Annotated in this window: 16 protein-coding genes; 10 read left to right on the forward strand and 6 right to left on the reverse strand. The window is 46.3% G+C overall.

The features are described 5' to 3' along the window. Positions 1 to 146: 146 nt before the first annotated feature. Positions 147 to 1,400, forward strand: coding sequence for a valine--pyruvate transaminase (locus VEA_RS01960; protein ID WP_006743181.1), 1,254 nt, complete (start codon positions 147 to 149; stop codon positions 1,398 to 1,400). Between the two features lie 84 nt (positions 1,401 to 1,484). Here the strand turns inward: VEA_RS01960 and VEA_RS01965 are convergent, their stop codons facing one another. The 6 genes from VEA_RS01965 to dnaA all read right to left on the reverse strand — a co-directional run bounded on the left by VEA_RS01965 (position 1,485) and on the right by dnaA (position 9,307). Next, entirely contained in the window at positions 1,485 to 1,922 is a 438-nt protein-coding gene (locus VEA_RS01965; protein ID WP_005458680.1) for an Hsp20 family protein, read from the reverse strand. Between the two features lie 533 nt (positions 1,923 to 2,455). Continuing rightward, the gene (locus tag VEA_RS01970) at positions 2,456 to 2,872 is read right to left on the reverse strand and encodes a GreA/GreB family elongation factor (RefSeq protein ID WP_012841260.1); all 417 of its coding nucleotides are present in this window, start codon (positions 2,870 to 2,872) and stop codon (positions 2,456 to 2,458) included. A gap of 344 nt (positions 2,873 to 3,216) precedes the next feature. Beyond that, a complete protein-coding gene (gene gyrB / locus VEA_RS01980; protein ID WP_005394109.1) occupies positions 3,217 to 5,634 on the reverse strand; it encodes a DNA topoisomerase (ATP-hydrolyzing) subunit B in 2,418 nt (805 codons plus the stop codon). A gap of 13 nt (positions 5,635 to 5,647) precedes the next feature. Then, a complete protein-coding gene (gene recF / locus VEA_RS01985) occupies positions 5,648 to 6,727 on the reverse strand; it encodes a DNA replication/repair protein RecF (RefSeq protein WP_005394107.1) in 1,080 nt (359 codons plus the stop codon). A gap of 9 nt (positions 6,728 to 6,736) precedes the next feature. Continuing rightward, positions 6,737 to 7,837, reverse strand: a complete 1,101-nt coding sequence (dnaN, locus tag VEA_RS01990) for a DNA polymerase III subunit beta (RefSeq protein ID WP_005394106.1) — start codon at positions 7,835 to 7,837, stop codon at positions 6,737 to 6,739. A 63-nt stretch (positions 7,838 to 7,900) separates the two neighbouring features. After that, on the reverse strand, positions 7,901 to 9,307 hold the full coding sequence (gene dnaA / locus VEA_RS01995) for a chromosomal replication initiator protein DnaA (RefSeq protein ID WP_005378835.1): 1,407 nt from the start codon (positions 9,305 to 9,307) through the stop codon (positions 7,901 to 7,903). A gap of 412 nt (positions 9,308 to 9,719) precedes the next feature. Between dnaA and VEA_RS02000 the strand changes: the two genes are divergently transcribed. The 9 genes from VEA_RS02000 (at position 9,720) to mioC (ending at position 16,596) form a co-directional block, all read left to right on the forward strand. Continuing rightward, positions 9,720 to 10,466: an amino acid ABC transporter substrate-binding protein gene (locus tag VEA_RS02000; RefSeq protein ID WP_012841261.1), complete on the forward strand. Its 747-nt coding sequence runs from the start codon at positions 9,720 to 9,722 to the stop codon at positions 10,464 to 10,466. 114 nt (positions 10,467 to 10,580) lie between these two features. After that, positions 10,581 to 11,252 carry an amino acid ABC transporter permease gene (locus VEA_RS02005; protein WP_005378829.1) on the forward strand — a complete coding sequence of 224 codons (672 nt, stop codon included), beginning with the start codon at positions 10,581 to 10,583 and terminating at the stop codon, positions 11,250 to 11,252. After that, entirely contained in the window at positions 11,249 to 11,986 is a 738-nt protein-coding gene (locus tag VEA_RS02010; protein WP_012841262.1) for an amino acid ABC transporter ATP-binding protein, read from the forward strand. The genes VEA_RS02005 and VEA_RS02010 overlap by 4 nt, the downstream gene beginning before the upstream one ends. Positions 11,987 to 12,228: 242 nt before the next feature. Then, entirely contained in the window at positions 12,229 to 12,363 is a 135-nt protein-coding gene (rpmH, locus tag VEA_RS02015) for a 50S ribosomal protein L34 (RefSeq protein ID WP_005378825.1), read from the forward strand. Between the two features lie 46 nt (positions 12,364 to 12,409). Further along, positions 12,410 to 12,733: a ribonuclease P protein component gene (rnpA, locus tag VEA_RS02020; protein ID WP_012841263.1), complete on the forward strand. Its 324-nt coding sequence runs from the start codon at positions 12,410 to 12,412 to the stop codon at positions 12,731 to 12,733. Continuing rightward, positions 12,700 to 12,957 carry a membrane protein insertion efficiency factor YidD gene (gene yidD / locus VEA_RS23060; protein ID WP_005378822.1) on the forward strand — a complete coding sequence of 86 codons (258 nt, stop codon included), beginning with the start codon at positions 12,700 to 12,702 and terminating at the stop codon, positions 12,955 to 12,957. Before rnpA ends, yidD begins: the two co-directional genes overlap by 34 nt. A gap of 2 nt (positions 12,958 to 12,959) precedes the next feature. Continuing rightward, positions 12,960 to 14,582 (forward strand): membrane protein insertase YidC, encoded by a 1,623-nt coding sequence (gene yidC, locus VEA_RS02025; protein ID WP_006743367.1) that lies wholly within the window; start codon positions 12,960 to 12,962, stop codon positions 14,580 to 14,582. Positions 14,583 to 14,699: 117 nt separating this feature from the next. After that, positions 14,700 to 16,061, forward strand: coding sequence for a tRNA uridine-5-carboxymethylaminomethyl(34) synthesis GTPase MnmE (mnmE, locus tag VEA_RS02030; protein WP_012841264.1), 1,362 nt, complete (start codon positions 14,700 to 14,702; stop codon positions 16,059 to 16,061). 100 nt (positions 16,062 to 16,161) lie between these two features. Continuing rightward, positions 16,162 to 16,596 carry an FMN-binding protein MioC gene (mioC, locus tag VEA_RS02035; protein WP_005394096.1) on the forward strand — a complete coding sequence of 145 codons (435 nt, stop codon included), beginning with the start codon at positions 16,162 to 16,164 and terminating at the stop codon, positions 16,594 to 16,596. Positions 16,597 to 16,948: the final 352 nt, after the last annotated feature.

Consider the following 16,948-nt stretch of genomic DNA (forward strand, 5'->3'; position numbering starts at 1 on the left):
TGATGACAAACTTTTTTCTTCTTCGAGTAAATTCACACTTTGCGTCGTAATAACATTAGGGTAAGGTCAAGTATTACTCTATAAGCTGATGTTTCATCAGCATTCAATACACATAAGCAATCACAATGAATTAGGTATCAGTCAGCATGCAGTTCTCAAAGTTTGGTGAAAAATTTAATCAGTATTCAGGTATCACGCAGTTAATGGACGATTTGAATGATGGTCTACGCACACCAGGTGCCATCATGCTCGGTGGAGGTAACCCAGCCGCCATTCCTGCCATGCTCGATTATTTTCACCAAGCCAGTGAGGAAATGCTCGCCAGTGGAGAGCTCGTCGCCGCCCTAGCCAACTACGATGGGCCACAGGGTAAAGACGCGTTCGTGAAAGCGCTGGCTCAGTTATTCCGTGAAACTTACGGTTGGGACATTTCAGAGAAGAACATCAGCCTAACTAACGGCAGCCAAAGTGGCTTCTTCTACTTGTTCAACTTACTCGCAGGTAAACAGCCAGACGGTTCGCATAAGAAGGTGCTACTGCCTATCGCGCCTGAGTACATCGGCTATGGTGATGCTGGCATTGATGAAGATATCTTTGTCTCTTACCACCCAGAAATCGAGCTGTTAGATAACGGATTGTTTAAATACCATGTCGATTTTGAACAGCTAACCGTCGACGATTCTGTTACGGCAATCTGCGCATCTCGCCCAACCAACCCAACGGGTAACGTACTGACAGACGAAGAAGTGCGTAAACTGGACAAACTCGCACGTGAAAACAACATCCCACTGATCATCGATAACGCCTACGGCTTGCCGTTCCCGAACATCATCTTTGAAGATGTCGAACCATTCTGGAATGAAAACACCATCCTATGCATGAGCTTATCTAAACTTGGCTTACCGGGTGTGCGTTGTGGCATTGTGATTGCGAGTGAAGAAATCACTCAAGCGTTAACCAATATGAACGGCATCATCAGCCTAGCACCAGGCAGTGTGGGGCCAGCGCTGGCAAACCACATCATCGCTAAAGGCGACCTGCTTAAACTGAGTTCAGAGGTGATTAAGCCGTTTTACAAGCAGAAGTCGCAACGTGCGGTTGAACTGCTGCAAGAAGCGATTACCGATGAGCGCTTCCGTATTCACAAACCGGAAGGCGCTATCTTCTTGTGGTTGTGGTTTGATGAACTGCCAATAACAACAATGGAACTGTACCAACGCTTGAAAGCGCGTGGCGTATTGATTGTCCCTGGTGAATATTTCTTTATTGGTCAGCAAGACGAGTGGGATCACGCGCACCAATGCCTGCGTATGAACTACGTTCAAGACGATGAGATGATGCAAAAAGGCATTGCGATTATCGCGGAAGAAGTTGAAAAGGCTTACCAACAAGGTCAGTAAAGCAAACTCCCACATCAAAGACACAAATTAAAAAGAGCGCCAACTGGCGCTCTTTCTCACTCTATAAGGCAAATAACTTGCTGATTAGTTGCTTTCTAGCAGGTTGTTGCCACCGATAGCAATTTTACGTGGTTGCATTGCTTCTGGGATTTCACGAACCAAATCAATATGTAATAAGCCGTTTTCCATTGATGCGCCAGTCACTTTGACGTAATCCGCTAGTTGGAACTTACGTTCAAAATCGCGCTCAGCAATGCCTTGGTACACGTAGTTTTTGCCTTCTTCTGCTTTGCGTTCGCCCTTCACAATTAACATGTTTTCGTTTTGAGTCAGATCGAGTTGGTCTTCAGAGAAGCCAGCAACTGCCATAGTAATACGGTAGTTATGCTCGTCTTTTTGCTCAATGTTGTACGGAGGGTAACCGCCAGAAGTATTTTTCGCTGTATTCGCTTCCATCAGGTTTAGCAGACGATCAAAGCCAATTGCATTACGGTATAGTGGTGAGAAATCTACGTTACGCATAAATCTATCCTCTTAATTAAGCAATAGTCTTAGTTCGGATGAACTTCATCCTACTGGCGTGTTTATGCAAAAACCGACGCCGAACTAAGAGATTCTTATCATTCCACTGGCCTTGGTTTGGCTCGGAGACATGATATTGAATCTAAAGGTTTAGGTTGTGTGCTAAAACGCCAGATCCTCTTCTGAGCGATCTCGTTTTAGCGATTCCAGAGGGACGGTCTTCTAGTCTCTAGCAAGCCAGTCATCCTCTTCACAACTAGATATAAGGTCGTCAAAAATGACTTTCAAGGGAAAAAATAAAAAATTTTAAGTGCGCTCGCTATCTCCCCAGAAAGGTCAGTTTACCCTCGCTTTGCAATCGGTATTAAAAAGCCCACCTTTCTGGTGGGCTCAATCTGCACTCTACTTGCGGGAGGATTTACGCGCTTTTACAACGCTCTTTTCTGCCGCTTTTTCCTGTTTTAACTTACGCTTTTCTTTCAGACTCAACTGTGGTTGTTTCTTGTCTTTCTTACTCATGACTTCACCTCTATTTATTGACACAACAGACAGCCACACAGCATTTTCTGCGCTGGTGGCTGCGATTGATGAACAATTTCAGTAATCACAAAGCAGCGTCGCTGATTAAAAATTTCTATTTCGAACGCATCATTTTTAGCTCGCCCTAATAAACGGGATCCCAAATAAGAATCGACCGCGAGCATACCTGTCATCGGTTGGCTCTTGTGCGAGTTGACTAACGTCATGCGATATTGATAAGCACGCTCAACATCCACTAAGCGAACCGTATCCCCAACCGCAATACGAGCTCGGTTACGGCAATGGGCTTGTTGCTCGTAAGTTTCAAAGAGTGACAACAACCTTAGTGGTGATTGATAGGTTAAAAAGCGACTGGTTAACCACCAAGTTCGCAGCGCCAAACAGTACGCCGAGAACCAGCGTTCAAACATGATTATTTCCTTCTTAATGCCTTGTCTTACAAATAAATTCAGTGCATTGAACCGGAAGTGCATCACCTCCGGCTTAGTTCAGGAAAGTCATCACCATTTTCTCAACCTCCTTATTCATCAGCTCTTCAGCACTATAGCGAGCAGAAAAAAGAAAGCAAAAGCGCCCAAGCGAACAAAATGGCGAGAAAAAAAGAAAACAGAAATAAAATGGCAAGCTTGATCAAGTTATTGGCAGTTAGCACCAGAAAAACCAAAGTCTTGGCAGAAAGTGGCGATTTTCATTGGTGGTTAAAACAAAAAAAGCAGCGATTTCTCGCTGCTTTTTACTATCACGAACAGTGTCGTTATACGTCTAGGTTCGCTACTTTCAGTGCGTTCTCTTCGATGAAGTTACGACGAGGTTCTACTTGGTCACCCATCAGTGTTGTGAACAATTGGTCTGCGCCTACCGCATCCTCAATCGTTACTTGCATCATGCGACGCGTTTCTGGGTCCATAGTCGTTTCCCACAGCTGATCTGGGTTCATCTCACCTAGACCTTTGTAACGCTGACGGCTCAGACCACGCATTGACTCTTTAACCAACCAATCAAGCGCTTCTGCAAAGCTTGCTACTGGCATCGTACGCTCACCACGTTTGATGTACGCGCCTTCTTCCAGAAGCCCATCCAGTGCTTCTGATAGATCAGCCAATTTGCCGTACTCTTTCGAGTTTAGGAAATCGATGCTAATTGCATGTTCGTGCGTCACGCCGTGAGTACGAACCACGATCTTAGGCAAGTTTAAGCCTAGTTCTTCGTGCTGTTCAACTTCGTAGCTGTATTGGCTAGCGCCCACTTCTTTCGCATTCAGCTGCTCAATAAGCTGCTTCGTCCACGCTTCAACAACTGATGCGTCATGGCATTGCTCAGGCGTTAGACGAGGAGTGTAGATCAACTCGTTTACCAAAGCACTTGGGTAACGACGGCTCATACGTTCCGCCAGTTTAATACCCGCATTGTACTGTTGAACAAGCTTCTCTAGTGCTTCACCTGCCAATGCTGGTGCTTCTGCGTTTACGTGTAGCGATGCATTATCCAGAGCCAATGATACTTGGTATTGGTTCATCGCTTCTTCGTCTTTGATGTACTGCTCTTGTTTGCCTTTTTTCACTTTGTAAAGTGGTGGCTGAGCGATGTACACGTAACCACGCTCGATAAGCTCTGGCATTTGACGGTAGAAGAAGGTCAATAGTAGCGTACGGATGTGCGAACCATCGACATCGGCATCGGTCATGATGATGATGTTGTGGTAACGAAGCTTGTCCGGGTTGTACTCGTCACGACCGATACCACAACCTAGTGCGGTGATCAGTGTTGCTACTTCTTGGGAAGATAGCATCTTGTCGAAACGTGCTTTTTCTACGTTAAGAATCTTACCTTTTAGCGGTAGGATTGCTTGGTTCTTACGATTACGGCCTTGTTTTGCGGAGCCGCCTGCCGAATCACCCTCCACTATGTATAGTTCAGAGAGTGCCGGATCTTTTTCCTGACAGTCTGCAAGTTTACCTGGAAGGCCAGCTAGGTCTAGTGCACCTTTACGGCGCGTCATTTCACGAGCTTTACGCGCTGCTTCACGAGCACGTGCTGCATCGATGATTTTCGAACAAACCATCTTCGCTTCTGTCGGGTTCTCAATCAGGAACTCAGACAGTTTTTCACCCATTGCAGACTCAACAGCTGATTTCACTTCAGAAGAAACCAGTTTGTCTTTTGTTTGGCTTGAGAACTTAGGATCAGGCACTTTCACCGAAACAACCGCAGTTAGACCTTCACGCGCATCGTCGCCTGAAGTCGCTGTTTTTGCTTTCTTAGAGAAACCTTCTTTATCCATAAAGCTGTTCAATGTACGTGTTAACGCAGCACGGAAACCAGCAAGGTGAGTACCACCATCACGCTGTGGGATATTGTTGGTAAAACAGAAGATATTCTCTTGGAAACCATCGTTCCATTGCATCGCCACTTCAACTGAAATGCCGTCTTCACGCTCAGAGTTAAAGTGGAAGATTTTTTCGATGATTGGCGTTTTGTTGGTGTTTAGGTGATCAACGAACGCTTGAATACCACCTTCATACATGAAGTGATCATGTTTGTCCGCTTCACGTTCATCAACCAATTTGATCGACACACCAGAGTTCAGGAATGACAGTTCACGCAGGCGTTTCGCCAGAATGTCATAGTGAAACTCAGTGTTAGAGAACGTCTCGGCACTTGGCCAGAAACGAATTTGTGTACCGGTTTTATCCGTATCACCCACAACGGCTAGTGGCGCTTGAGGCTCACCATGGCGGTAGGTTTGCGTATGGATATGGCCACCACGATGAATCGTCAGCTCAACTTTCTCAGATAGAGCGTTTACCACTGAAACACCTACCCCGTGAAGACCACCCGATACTTTGTATGAGTTATCGTCGAACTTACCACCCGCGTGAAGTACCGTCATGATTACTTCTGCTGCAGAGACATTTTCCTCTGAGTGGATTTCTGTTGGAATGCCACGACCATCATCGCTAACGGAAACCGAGTTATCCTCATGAATTGTCACAACGATGTCTTTACAGTGACCTGCCAACGCTTCATCAATTGAGTTATCCACCACCTCGAAAACCATGTGGTGAAGGCCGGTGCCGTCGTCCGTATCGCCGATGTACATTCCTGGACGCTTACGTACCGCATCCAGACCCTTCAGTACCTTAATACTCGATGAATCGTAATTTTCAGACATGAGTTTCTCTCTTCTAGTTTGACTCTATCCTGCCATGTTCCACATGAAACAATTTACCGTTATCGTCCAACATATCGGCGATTTGGCTTTCAGTGATAGAGCTTACAAATACTTGTGCGCCCGTCTCTTTTAAGCAGTCAGCAAGACGCTTGCGACGTTGGCTATCTAATTCCGACGCAAAGTCGTCAATTAGGTAAATGCATTGTTTACCGGTCATCTCTGTCAGGTGTTGCCCTTGCGCGACACGCAATGCACACACCATGAGTTTTAATTGACCGCGTGACAGAACATCTTCAACGGGCGTTCCGTTCACTTTAATGCGCAAATCAGCTTTGTTTGGGCCACTAAAGGTGTATCCCAATGCCTGATCACGCTCAAAATTCTTTTCTAGTATCTCGTGGTATGGGGTGTCTTTATCCCAGCCACGATAATACTTCAATTGGATCTCAAATTCTGGCAAAAATGTCTGACAGATAGTTTCTGCGACGGTTTTCATCTGTTCGATGTAACTTGCTCGCCATTGGCTGATGTTTTCAGCCAACCCTGCCATTTCCTGATCCCAATAACTGAGTTCACGATAACTATTGGCGGTTTTCAACAACGCGTTGCGCTGCTTGTTCAGGCGCTTGAACCTTCCCCATGCTTGATAAAAAGCGGGCTCGGTATGAAACACGCCCCAGTCAATAAACGCACGACGATGTTTAGGGCCATCTGTCAGTAAATCAAACCCTTCTGGGTGTATCAACTGCAGAGGCAGAACTTGTGCCAACTGCGCTAATTTTTGTCCAGATTGACCGCCTATTTTAACCTCTGTTGAGCCATCACGCTGCTTATTAATGCCGATAGGTAGCTCAAATTGATCCGAGTTCAAAAAACGACCATGAACAAACAGTTCGTCACACTCATTTTGTATCACTCGTCCGGTGAGAGAACTCTTGAATGAGCGGCCATGCCCGAGCAGGTAAACCGCTTCTAAGACACTGGTTTTACCGCTGCCGTTCGGCCCGATAAGAAAGTTAAAGCCTGCTGATAACTCAATATCACAGGCTTTAATGTTTCGAAACTGCTGAATGATGAGACGAGAAAGAGGCATTCAGTTGGCTTATAGACGAATTGGCATCACCACGTACATGGCACTGTCATCGTCGGCATTTTCAATCAATGCGCTAGCGTTAGCATCCGACATCGACACACGTACATTTTCACAACGCAACGTGTTCAGAACATCAAGCACATAGCTTACGTTAAAGCCGATTTCGATGGCGTCACCTTCAAAGGTCACATCTAGCATCTCTTCCGCTTCTTCTTGTTCTGGGTTATTCGCGGTTATGCGCATTTCAGTATCAGCCAGATTCACACGCACGCCACGGAATTTTTCGTTGGAAAGAATCGCAGCACGAGAGAAGGCTTGGCGCAACTCGTCACAACTTGCTATTAGGGTCTTATTGGTGCTCTGAGGCAATACGCGGCGGTAGTCAGGGAAACGACCATCAACCAACTTAGAGGTAAAAGTAAAGTTATTCACCTCAGCACGAACATTGGAGCTACCGATCTGAAGTACTACAGGTTGCTCTGGCGCGTCCATCAACTTCACTAATTCTTGCACACCTTTACGTGGCACGATGATTTGCTTCTGCGCAAAATCCGCACCCAGCTGAGTTTGCGATACCGCCATACGGTGGCCGTCCGTCGCCACGCTGCGTAGCGTGGTACCGTCAATTTCAAACAACATACCGTTGAGGTAGTAACGAACGTCTTGATTCGCCATCGAGAACTGAGTTTTGTCGATCAGCGTACGTAGATCGGCTTGGCTCAGTGATACTTCCACTTCGCTTTGCCAGTCTTCAATATTAGGGAAATCGTTCGCAGGAAGCGTTGCCAATGAGAAACGGCTGCGACCAGAGCGAACTTGTACGCGATCACCTTCTAATACAAATGTGATGATCGCATCGTCTGGTAAACCACGGCAGATATCGAGAAACTTACGCGAAGGAACGGTAATGCTGCCCGCTTCAAAATCACCTTCTAGCGTCACTTTGCTTACTAACTCTACTTCAAGATCGGTCGCCGTCATCGACAATACGTTCTCTTCTACTTTAAGAAGTAGGTTACCCAGGATTGGCAGAGTTGGTCGGCCACCTAAAGCGCCCGAAACCTGCTGTAGCGGTTTGATTAAATGACTACGTTCAATGGTAAATTTCATGCTTGGCTCTTTACGCTGTCAGCTCAATAAATGATTTGCTTAGAATACCGTTATTCTAACCGATTACGAGGACAGGGTGCGAATCAAGTTAGAGTAATCTTCTTTAATATCGTGGCTCTCTTCACGCAGCTGCTCAATCTTGCGACACGCATGAAGTACGGTCGTATGATCGCGGCCCCCAAACGCATCGCCAATTTCAGGCAAGCTGTGGTTGGTTAGCTCTTTTGCTAACGCCATGGCCAGCTGACGAGGACGCGCTACAGAACGAGAGCGACGTTTAGACAGCAAGTCCGCCACTTTAATCTTGTAGTATTCCGCCACGGTCTTTTGAATGTTATCGATCGTCACCAGCTTCTCTTGTAGAGCAAGCAGATCGCGCAGCGCTTCACGAACAAAATCAATCGTAATTGGGCGGCCAGTAAAGTTCGCGTTAGCGATAACGCGGTTCAGTGCACCTTCTAGCTCACGAACGTTCGAACGCAGACGCTTGGCAATAAAGAATGCCACTTCATCAGCAAGGTGGATTTGGTGATCTTCGGCTTTTTTCATCAAGATCGCCACACGCGTTTCAAGCTCAGGCGGCTCGATCGCAACAGTAAGACCCCAACCAAAGCGAGATTTAAGACGATCTTCAACGCCATTAATCTCTTTAGGATAACGGTCAGACGTTAAGATGATCTGCTGGTTACCTTCCAATAGTGCGTTGAAGGTATGGAAGAATTCTTCTTGCGAACGTTCTTTATTAGCAAAGAATTGGATGTCATCGATAAGGAGTGCATCCACACTGCGGTAGTAGCGTTTGAATTCTTCAATCGCATTGTTTTGCAGCGCTTTCACCATGTCTTGCACAAAACGTTCTGAGTGCATGTAGACCACTTTCGCGTTCGGGTTGTTATCCACAATCGCGTTACCCACCGCATGCAATAAGTGGGTTTTACCCAAACCCGTGCCGCCGTATAGGAATAGTGGGTTGTAAGCTGCACCTGGGTTATCCGATACCTGACGCGCCGCAGCCAAACCCAGTTGGTTCGACTTACCTTCAACAAAGTTGTCAAACTTGTGTTTTGGGTTCATGTTTGAGCGGTGATTGATCGCCGCAATCGCTTGAGCGTCGTCATCCCAGGTTTTGTGTACTGGCTTACGCGCCTGTAATTGCGCAGGTGCAGATGACTCCGCAGCCACATCTGCAGGCGTACGTGTCGGCGCTGGTTTTGGAGCAGAGACAGGTCGACTCCCCACTTCAAAGCGTAAGTTAGGAATGTCGCCACCACAGTATTCCTGCAGTAAGCGAGTAATATTGTTCAGATACTTATCACGCACCCAGTCCAACACAAAGCGGTTTGGCGCGAATAGAGTGAGAGTATTGTCATTGAGCTCCGCTTGTAGCGGACGAACCCACATGCTGAATTCTGTAGCTGGTAGCTCTTCTTGAAGCTGCTGCAAACATTGCAGCCAAAGCGAAGATGACACGGTGCCCCCACTGAGTAATTGAATTATCGGAAAAGACTGGCAATTTTACCTGTTGATAACCAAGATCGCCAGCGATTGATCGACGATCCAGTGAATAAGATCCAAGTTATTCACAATTATTTCTGCAAACTTGATGAGATCAACACACCTTGCCCCAAATTTGCCCACACAACGATCCACAATTGGGCAAAATTCACAAGATCGAGTGATTGGTGATAAGTCTGTGTATTATTTTATTCCCAATGCTGATTTTGTCGATCATTTCCCCTGGTTCAGTTCGCATTTTCGTCACATTTAACATTCTTCTTCTATTATCTAATAACTCACAGGTCTAGGTTATTGCTCTTGGTTATTTATTTAATTGAGCTAACTAACAGTAGTATTTCCAACCATAAAATTATGGAGATGTATTATGAAAAACTGGATTAAGGTTGCCGTTGCAGCCATTGCACTGTCGGCAGCAACCGTACAAGCCGCTACTGAAGTCAAAGTTGGTATGTCAGGTCGCTACTTCCCGTTTACTTTTGTAAAGCAAGATAAGCTACAAGGCTTTGAAGTCGACATGTGGGAAGAAATCGGCAAACGCAACGATTACAAAATCGAATACGTAACCGCTAACTTCTCTGGTTTATTTGGTCTGCTAGAAACCGGTCGCATCGATACGATCTCCAACCAAATCACCATGACTGATGAGCGTAAAGCCAAATACCTATTTGCTGACCCTTACGTTGTAGATGGCGCACAAATTACCGTGCGTAAAGGCAACGACAGCATCAAAGGTGTTGACGATCTTGCGGGCAAAACCGTTGCTGTGAATCTAGGATCTAACTTCGAGCAACTGCTTCGTCAGTACGACAAAGACGGCAAGATCAACATTAAAACGTACGACACAGGTATCGAACATGACGTGGCGCTCGGTCGTGCAGATGCATTTGTAATGGATCGTCTTTCTGCGTTAGAGCTGATTAAGAAAACCGGTCTTCCTTTGGAATTGGCGGGCGAACCGTTTGAAACAATTCAAAACGCATGGCCTTTCGTGGACAACGAGAAAGGTCGTAAGCTGCAAGAAGAAGTAAACAAAGCACTGGCTGAGATGCGCGCAGATGGTACAGTAGAGAAAATTTCCGTGAAGTGGTTTGGCGCTGACATCACGAAATAAGAACTCTTTGTACTTTAGGCCGCAAAGTGGTATCACTCTCGGACTAAAATAAACTTACGTAAAGGTGGAACTTGTTTTCCACCTTTTCTTTTCTCTAGCCTTTAGGTAAGCCGTATGGGATTTGACTTTAATTACATGTTGGAACTGCTGCCGATATTGCTGAAATATCTTGGCACTACCATGGAAATGGCGACATGGGGATTGGTGTTTTCACTGATTTTATCCGTCATTTTAGCCAATATTCGCGTATTTAAACTGCCAGTTCTGGATCAATTAAGCCAACTGTACATCAGCTTCTTCCGTGGCACCCCTCTCTTAGTTCAGCTTTTCCTGCTTTATTACGGCTTACCACAAATTTTCCCATTGATGGTGGGTATTGATGCCTTCTCAGCAGCGGTGATCGGTTTAACGCTGCACTTTGCCGCTTATATGGCGGAAAGTATTCGTGCCGCCATTATTGGTATTGATCGTAGCCAGATGGAAGCGAGCTTGTCGGTGGGCATGACAACATCTCAGGCGATGCGCCGCGTCATTTTACCTCAAGCAACGCGTGTCGCACTGCCTTCATTGATGAACTATTTCATCGATATGATCAAGTCAACGTCTCTCGCCTTCACGCTTGGTGTGGCCGAAATCATGGCGAAAGCACAGATGGAAGCCTCATCAAGTTTCCGTTTCTTTGAAGCTTTCCTTGCGGTTGCTCTTATTTACTGGGGCGTGGTGGTGATTCTGACTCGCGTACAAATCTGGGCAGAAGCAAAACTGAATAAGGCGTACGTACGATGATTAAGTTAGAAAATATTCACAAACGTTTTGGTGAGACTGAAGTGCTGAAAGGCATCGACCTCGATATTAAGCAAGGTGAGATCATCGTGATTATCGGCTCAAGTGGTACGGGTAAATCAACCTTGCTGCGTACGGTGAACTTTCTAGAACAAGCAGATGAAGGTCGTATCACGATAGATGACGTCTCTGTTGATACTCAAAAACACACAAAAGCCGAAGTATTAGCGCTGCGTCGTCGAACTGGCTTTGTGTTCCAAAACTATGCCCTGTTTGCCCATATGAATGCGCGCCAGAATATTGCCGAAGGTCTAGTGACCGTTCGAGGATGGAAAAAAGCCGATGCTCTCAAACGAGCGCAACAAATTCTGGATGACATAGGCCTTGGGGATAAAGGCGATAGTTATCCAGCGGCATTGTCTGGCGGCCAACAACAACGTGTGGGTATCGGCCGAGCGATGGCGCTGCAACCAGAACTGCTGTTATTTGACGAACCAACTTCTGCGTTGGATCCGGAATGGGTTGGAGAAGTTCTCTCATTAATGAAGAAGTTAGCTAATCAGCATCAAACCATGCTGGTGGTGACGCACGAGATGCAATTCGCGAAAGAAGTCGCTGATAGAGTGATCTTCATGGCGGAAGGCAATATCGTAGAGCAAGGTTCTCCACAGGATATCTTCGATAATCCACAAGATCCTCGTTTGAAAAAATTCCTTAACCAAGTAGGAATAGAGTAACGATCAAGCATCAGGATCGATTGATCCTTGAGATTTTACTCACACTACGTATAATCGCCCGGCCGGAATTTCGTACTCATTGAGTCATTGACACATTATGTGAGTGTGATTACAATTCCGCCTCTTTGTTGAGAGGCGTCGGTTGTCCTTCTCTATATAAAGAGCTTCTTTATATAAGAAAGCAAATACCCACGCCGGGTTTAACAAGAACCTAAAACTACTGATCAGTAAAGGTAATTATCATGAAACGCACTTTTCAACCTACAGTTCTAAAGCGCAAGCGTACTCACGGCTTCCGTGCTCGCATGGCAACTAAGAACGGTCGTAAAGTTATCAACGCACGTCGTGCAAAAGGCCGTGCGCGCCTATCAAAATAATCGCTAGTTTATTTTGAACACGTACGCGTTTAATCGGGAGTTACGTTTGTTAACTCCCGAGCATTATCAAAACGTCTTCCAGCAAGCTCATCGAGCTGGCTCGCCTCATTTCACCATCATTGCTCGCAAGAACAAACTTTCTCATCCACGATTAGGTTTAGCGGTTCCAAAAAAGCAAATCAAAACGGCTGTCGGTCGTAACCGATTTAAGCGTTTGGCTCGTGAAAGCTTTCGTAACAATCAACATCAGCTTCCAAACAAAGATTTTGTTGTGATTGCGAAGAAAAGCGCGCAAGATTTAAGCAATGAGGAAATTTTTAAGTTGTTTGATAAGCTATGGCAACGCCTGTCTCGCCCTTCACGTGGATAGCCATTGGGCTCGTTTATCTGTATCGCTGGTTTATCAGCCCTTTGATTGGTCCTCGTTGCCGGTTCACACCAACTTGTTCCACTTACGCGCTAGAAGCTTTGAGAGCTCACGGTTTTGTAAAAGGATGTTGGTTATCAGGCAAACGTCTATTAAAATGCCACCCTTTGAATGAAGGGGGGTACGACCCCGTTCCACCAGTCCAAAAACAAGACAGAGATAACTAACGATGGATTCTCAACGTAATATCCTGCTCATCGGTTTGGCCCTGGTTTCTTTTTTGCTGTTTCAACAATGGCAAGTTGCAAAGAATCCAGAACCTCAAGCAGTTGAACAGGCTCAATCAAGCAGCACTCTACCTGCACCATCTTTTGCTGATGAACTTGACCCAGTTCCTGGTCAACAGCAAGCTTCTGCAAAAACTATCACAGTAACGACTGATGTTTTAACTCTGTCGATCGACACCGTTGGTGGCGATGTGGTACATGCCAACCTTAACGAATACTCTGCTGAGTTAGATTCATCAGATTCCTTTGTTCTGCTTAAAGACGATCAAGGTCACCAATTTATCGCTCAAAGCGGTCTAGTGGGTCCTCAAGGTATCGACTTGAGCAGCACAAATCGCCCTCACTACAACGTAAGTGCAGACAGCTTCACAATGGCTGACGGTCAAGATGAACTTCGCGTTCCGATGACATTCACTACAAACGGCATCGAATACACCAAAACTTACATCTTTAAACGCGGCAGCTACGCGCTTAATGTTGAATACGATGTAGTGAACAACTCAGGCAACAACGCAACATTTGGTATGTACGCACACCTACGTCAAAACCTAATGGACGATGGTGGTAGCATCACAATGCCTACTTACCGTGGTGGCGCATACTCAACAGAAGATACGCGTTACAAGAAGTACAGCTTTGATGATATGCAGGATCGCAACCTGTCTCTAAACCTAGCCGATGGCCAAGGTTGGGCAGCAATGATTCAGCATTACTTTGCCGCAGCTTGGATCCCACGTAACGAACCAGGTACTAACCTATACACTCGTGTAATTGGCAACCTAGGCGACATCGGCGTTCGTATGCCGAACAAAACTATCGCAACAGGCGATCAGGCTAAGTTTGAAGCAACACTTTGGGTTGGTCCAAAACTGCAAGATGAAATGGCAGAAGTGGCACCTAACCTAGACCTAGTAGTGGACTACGGCTGGTTATGGTTCATTGCGAAGCCTCTTCATATGTTGCTTTCATTCATCCAGAGCTTTGTTGGTAACTGGGGTGTGGCAATCATCTGTCTGACCTTCATCGTTCGTGGTGCAATGTACCCACTAACAAAAGCGCAATACACGTCTATGGCGAAAATGCGTATGCTTCAGCCTAAGCTGCAAGCTATGCGTGAGCGCATCGGTGATGACCGTCAGCGCATGAGCCAAGAAATGATGGAACTGTACAAGAAAGAGAAAGTGAACCCACTAGGTGGCTGTTTACCTCTTATCCTACAGATGCCTATCTTCATCGCACTATACTGGGCGCTAATGGAATCGGTAGAGCTTCGTCACTCACCATTCTTTGGTTGGATTCACGACTTGTCAGCGCAGGACCCTTACTACATCCTGCCGCTATTGATGGGTGCGTCTATGTTCCTAATCCAGAAGATGAGCCCGACAACGGTAACGGATCCAATGCAGCAGAAGATCATGACCTTTATGCCGGTTATGTTTACCTTCTTCTTCTTGTTCTTCCCATCAGGTCTCGTTCTGTACTGGTTGGTGTCGAACATCGTAACGCTTATCCAGCAAACTCTGATCTACAAAGGGTTAGAGAAAAAAGGCTTACACAGCAAGTAACCTTTTAGGAAATGATTGAGAAAGGCGGCCAAAAGGTCGCCTTTTTGTTTTTGGCTGATTACAATTCAGCTAACTAAAGTTATGGCTCAATTTGAGCCCAGCTCAAAAGGCAAAATTATGACTACAGATACGATTGTCGCTCAAGCGACCGCGCCTGGTCGTGGCGGTGTCGGTATTATTCGAGTATCAGGCCCTAAAGCCAACCAAGTGGCGTTAGAAGTCACGGGTAAGACACTAAAGCCCCGCTATGCAGAGTACCTGCCGTTTAAGTCAGAAGATGGCACTGTGCTTGATCAGGGCATCGCTCTGTACTTCCCTAACCCGCACTCATTTACAGGTGAAGACGTACTTGAGCTGCAAGGCCATGGCGGCCCCGTCGTGATGGATATGCTGATAAAACGCATTCTAGGTATTGATGGTATTCGAGCAGCTCGCCCTGGTGAGTTCTCTGAACGCGCGTTCCTGAACGATAAACTCGACCTCGCTCAAGCAGAAGCAATTGCAGACCTCATTGATGCAAGTTCTGAAGAAGCAGCAAAATCGGCGCTGCAATCCTTACAGGGCGCCTTTTCAGGGCGCATTAATACCTTAGTTGAGTCGCTGATTCATTTGCGTATCTATGTTGAGGCAGCCATCGACTTCCCAGAAGAAGAGATCGACTTTCTGGCCGACGGCAAAGTGGCTGGTGACCTACAAGCCATCATCGACAACCTAGATGCGGTGCGCAAAGAAGCCAACCAAGGCGCAATCATGCGTGAAGGGATGAAAGTCGTGATTGCTGGTCGTCCAAATGCGGGCAAATCAAGCCTACTGAACGCGTTATCAGGCAAAGAGTCTGCAATCGTAACCGACATCGCAGGTACCACGCGTGACGTCCTGCGTGAGCATATCCACATTGATGGTATGCCACTGCACATCATTGATACAGCAGGTCTGCGTGATGCCTCCGACGAAGTCGAGAAAATCGGTATCGAGCGCGCGTGGGATGAAATCGCTCAAGCAGACCGCGTCTTGTTCATGGTGGATGGCACCACAACCGATGCCACCGATCCGAAAGATATCTGGCCAGACTTTGTGGATCGCCTACCAGACAACATCGGCATAACCGTGATCCGAAACAAAGCGGATCAAACGGGTGAAGAGATGGGGATCTGCCACGTCAATAACCCTACCCTCATCCGCTTGTCAGCGAAAACTGGTGCAGGGGTTGAAGCTCTGCGTGAACACCTCAAAGAATGCATGGGATTCTCAGGCAACAGTGAAGGTGGCTTTATGGCTCGTCGCCGTCACCTCGATGCGTTGGAGCGCGCCGCACAGCACCTTCAAATAGGCCAAGAACAGCTTGAAGGCTATATGGCTGGTGAGATACTGGCAGAAGAGCTGCGCATCACCCAACAGCATCTCAACGAGATTACCGGCGAGTTCAGTTCTGACGACTTACTGGGCCGAATCTTCTCTTCATTCTGTATCGGGAAGTAAATAATCGAACGCGCGGTGCTGAGCTTAACTCACACCGCGTTTCTTTTTGTACGGCAAGCCATCCATGAGCTTTAGCCGTCGCATTCAATAAGGAAGAAGTATGATCCACATTATTACAGGCAGCACGCTAGGTGGCGCAGAATACGTAGGGGATCACCTGAGTGATCTACTCAACGAGAATGGATTTGAAACAACGATCCACAACCAGCCATCCCTTGATGAGATCGAAAATCAAGGAACGTGGTTGGTGATCACCTCAACCCATGGGGCTGGTGAGTACCCTGATAATATTCAACCTTTTATCGCGGCATTACAAAATACCCCGCCGAAAATGACCGACGTAAAGTTCGCAGTGATTGCGATTGGTGATTCAAGCTATGATACGTTCTGCGCCGCTGGTCAACACGCTTATGATTTACTAGAGGACATTGGTGCCACACCGCTCGCTGATTGTCTTAAGATTGATGTACTGAGCCATGCAGTACCCGAAGACGCCGCTGAGGCATGGTTAAAAGAGAATATCGAACGCTTTTAAGCTCCCCGCTTTCCCTTCAACAGAGTCGAAATTCGGCTCTGTTTTCCCCAATGTGAATAACTCCCGTCAAATTATTTTGTTTAACTGCTCAAAAACCAACCAAACGAGCTGTGGATAACTACGATAAGATCCAGTGATTTTCCTTTAGTTATCCCAATAACAACTTTGATCAATTTTACCCTCTGTGTATAACTACCACTTTTGATCCCAGGTAATCCTCGATCTGATCCAATCATGATCACAAGATATGATCCAAAGAAGATCCATGATCTTGTTGATCATTTTTAGGTTATCCACAGAAACGGTCGATCCTAATAGTAGATCTAATAAAAGATCATATATATAGATCTTA

This window comes from Vibrio antiquarius, assembly GCF_000024825.1.
Taxonomy (GTDB): Bacteria; Pseudomonadota; Gammaproteobacteria; order Enterobacterales; family Vibrionaceae; genus Vibrio; species Vibrio diabolicus.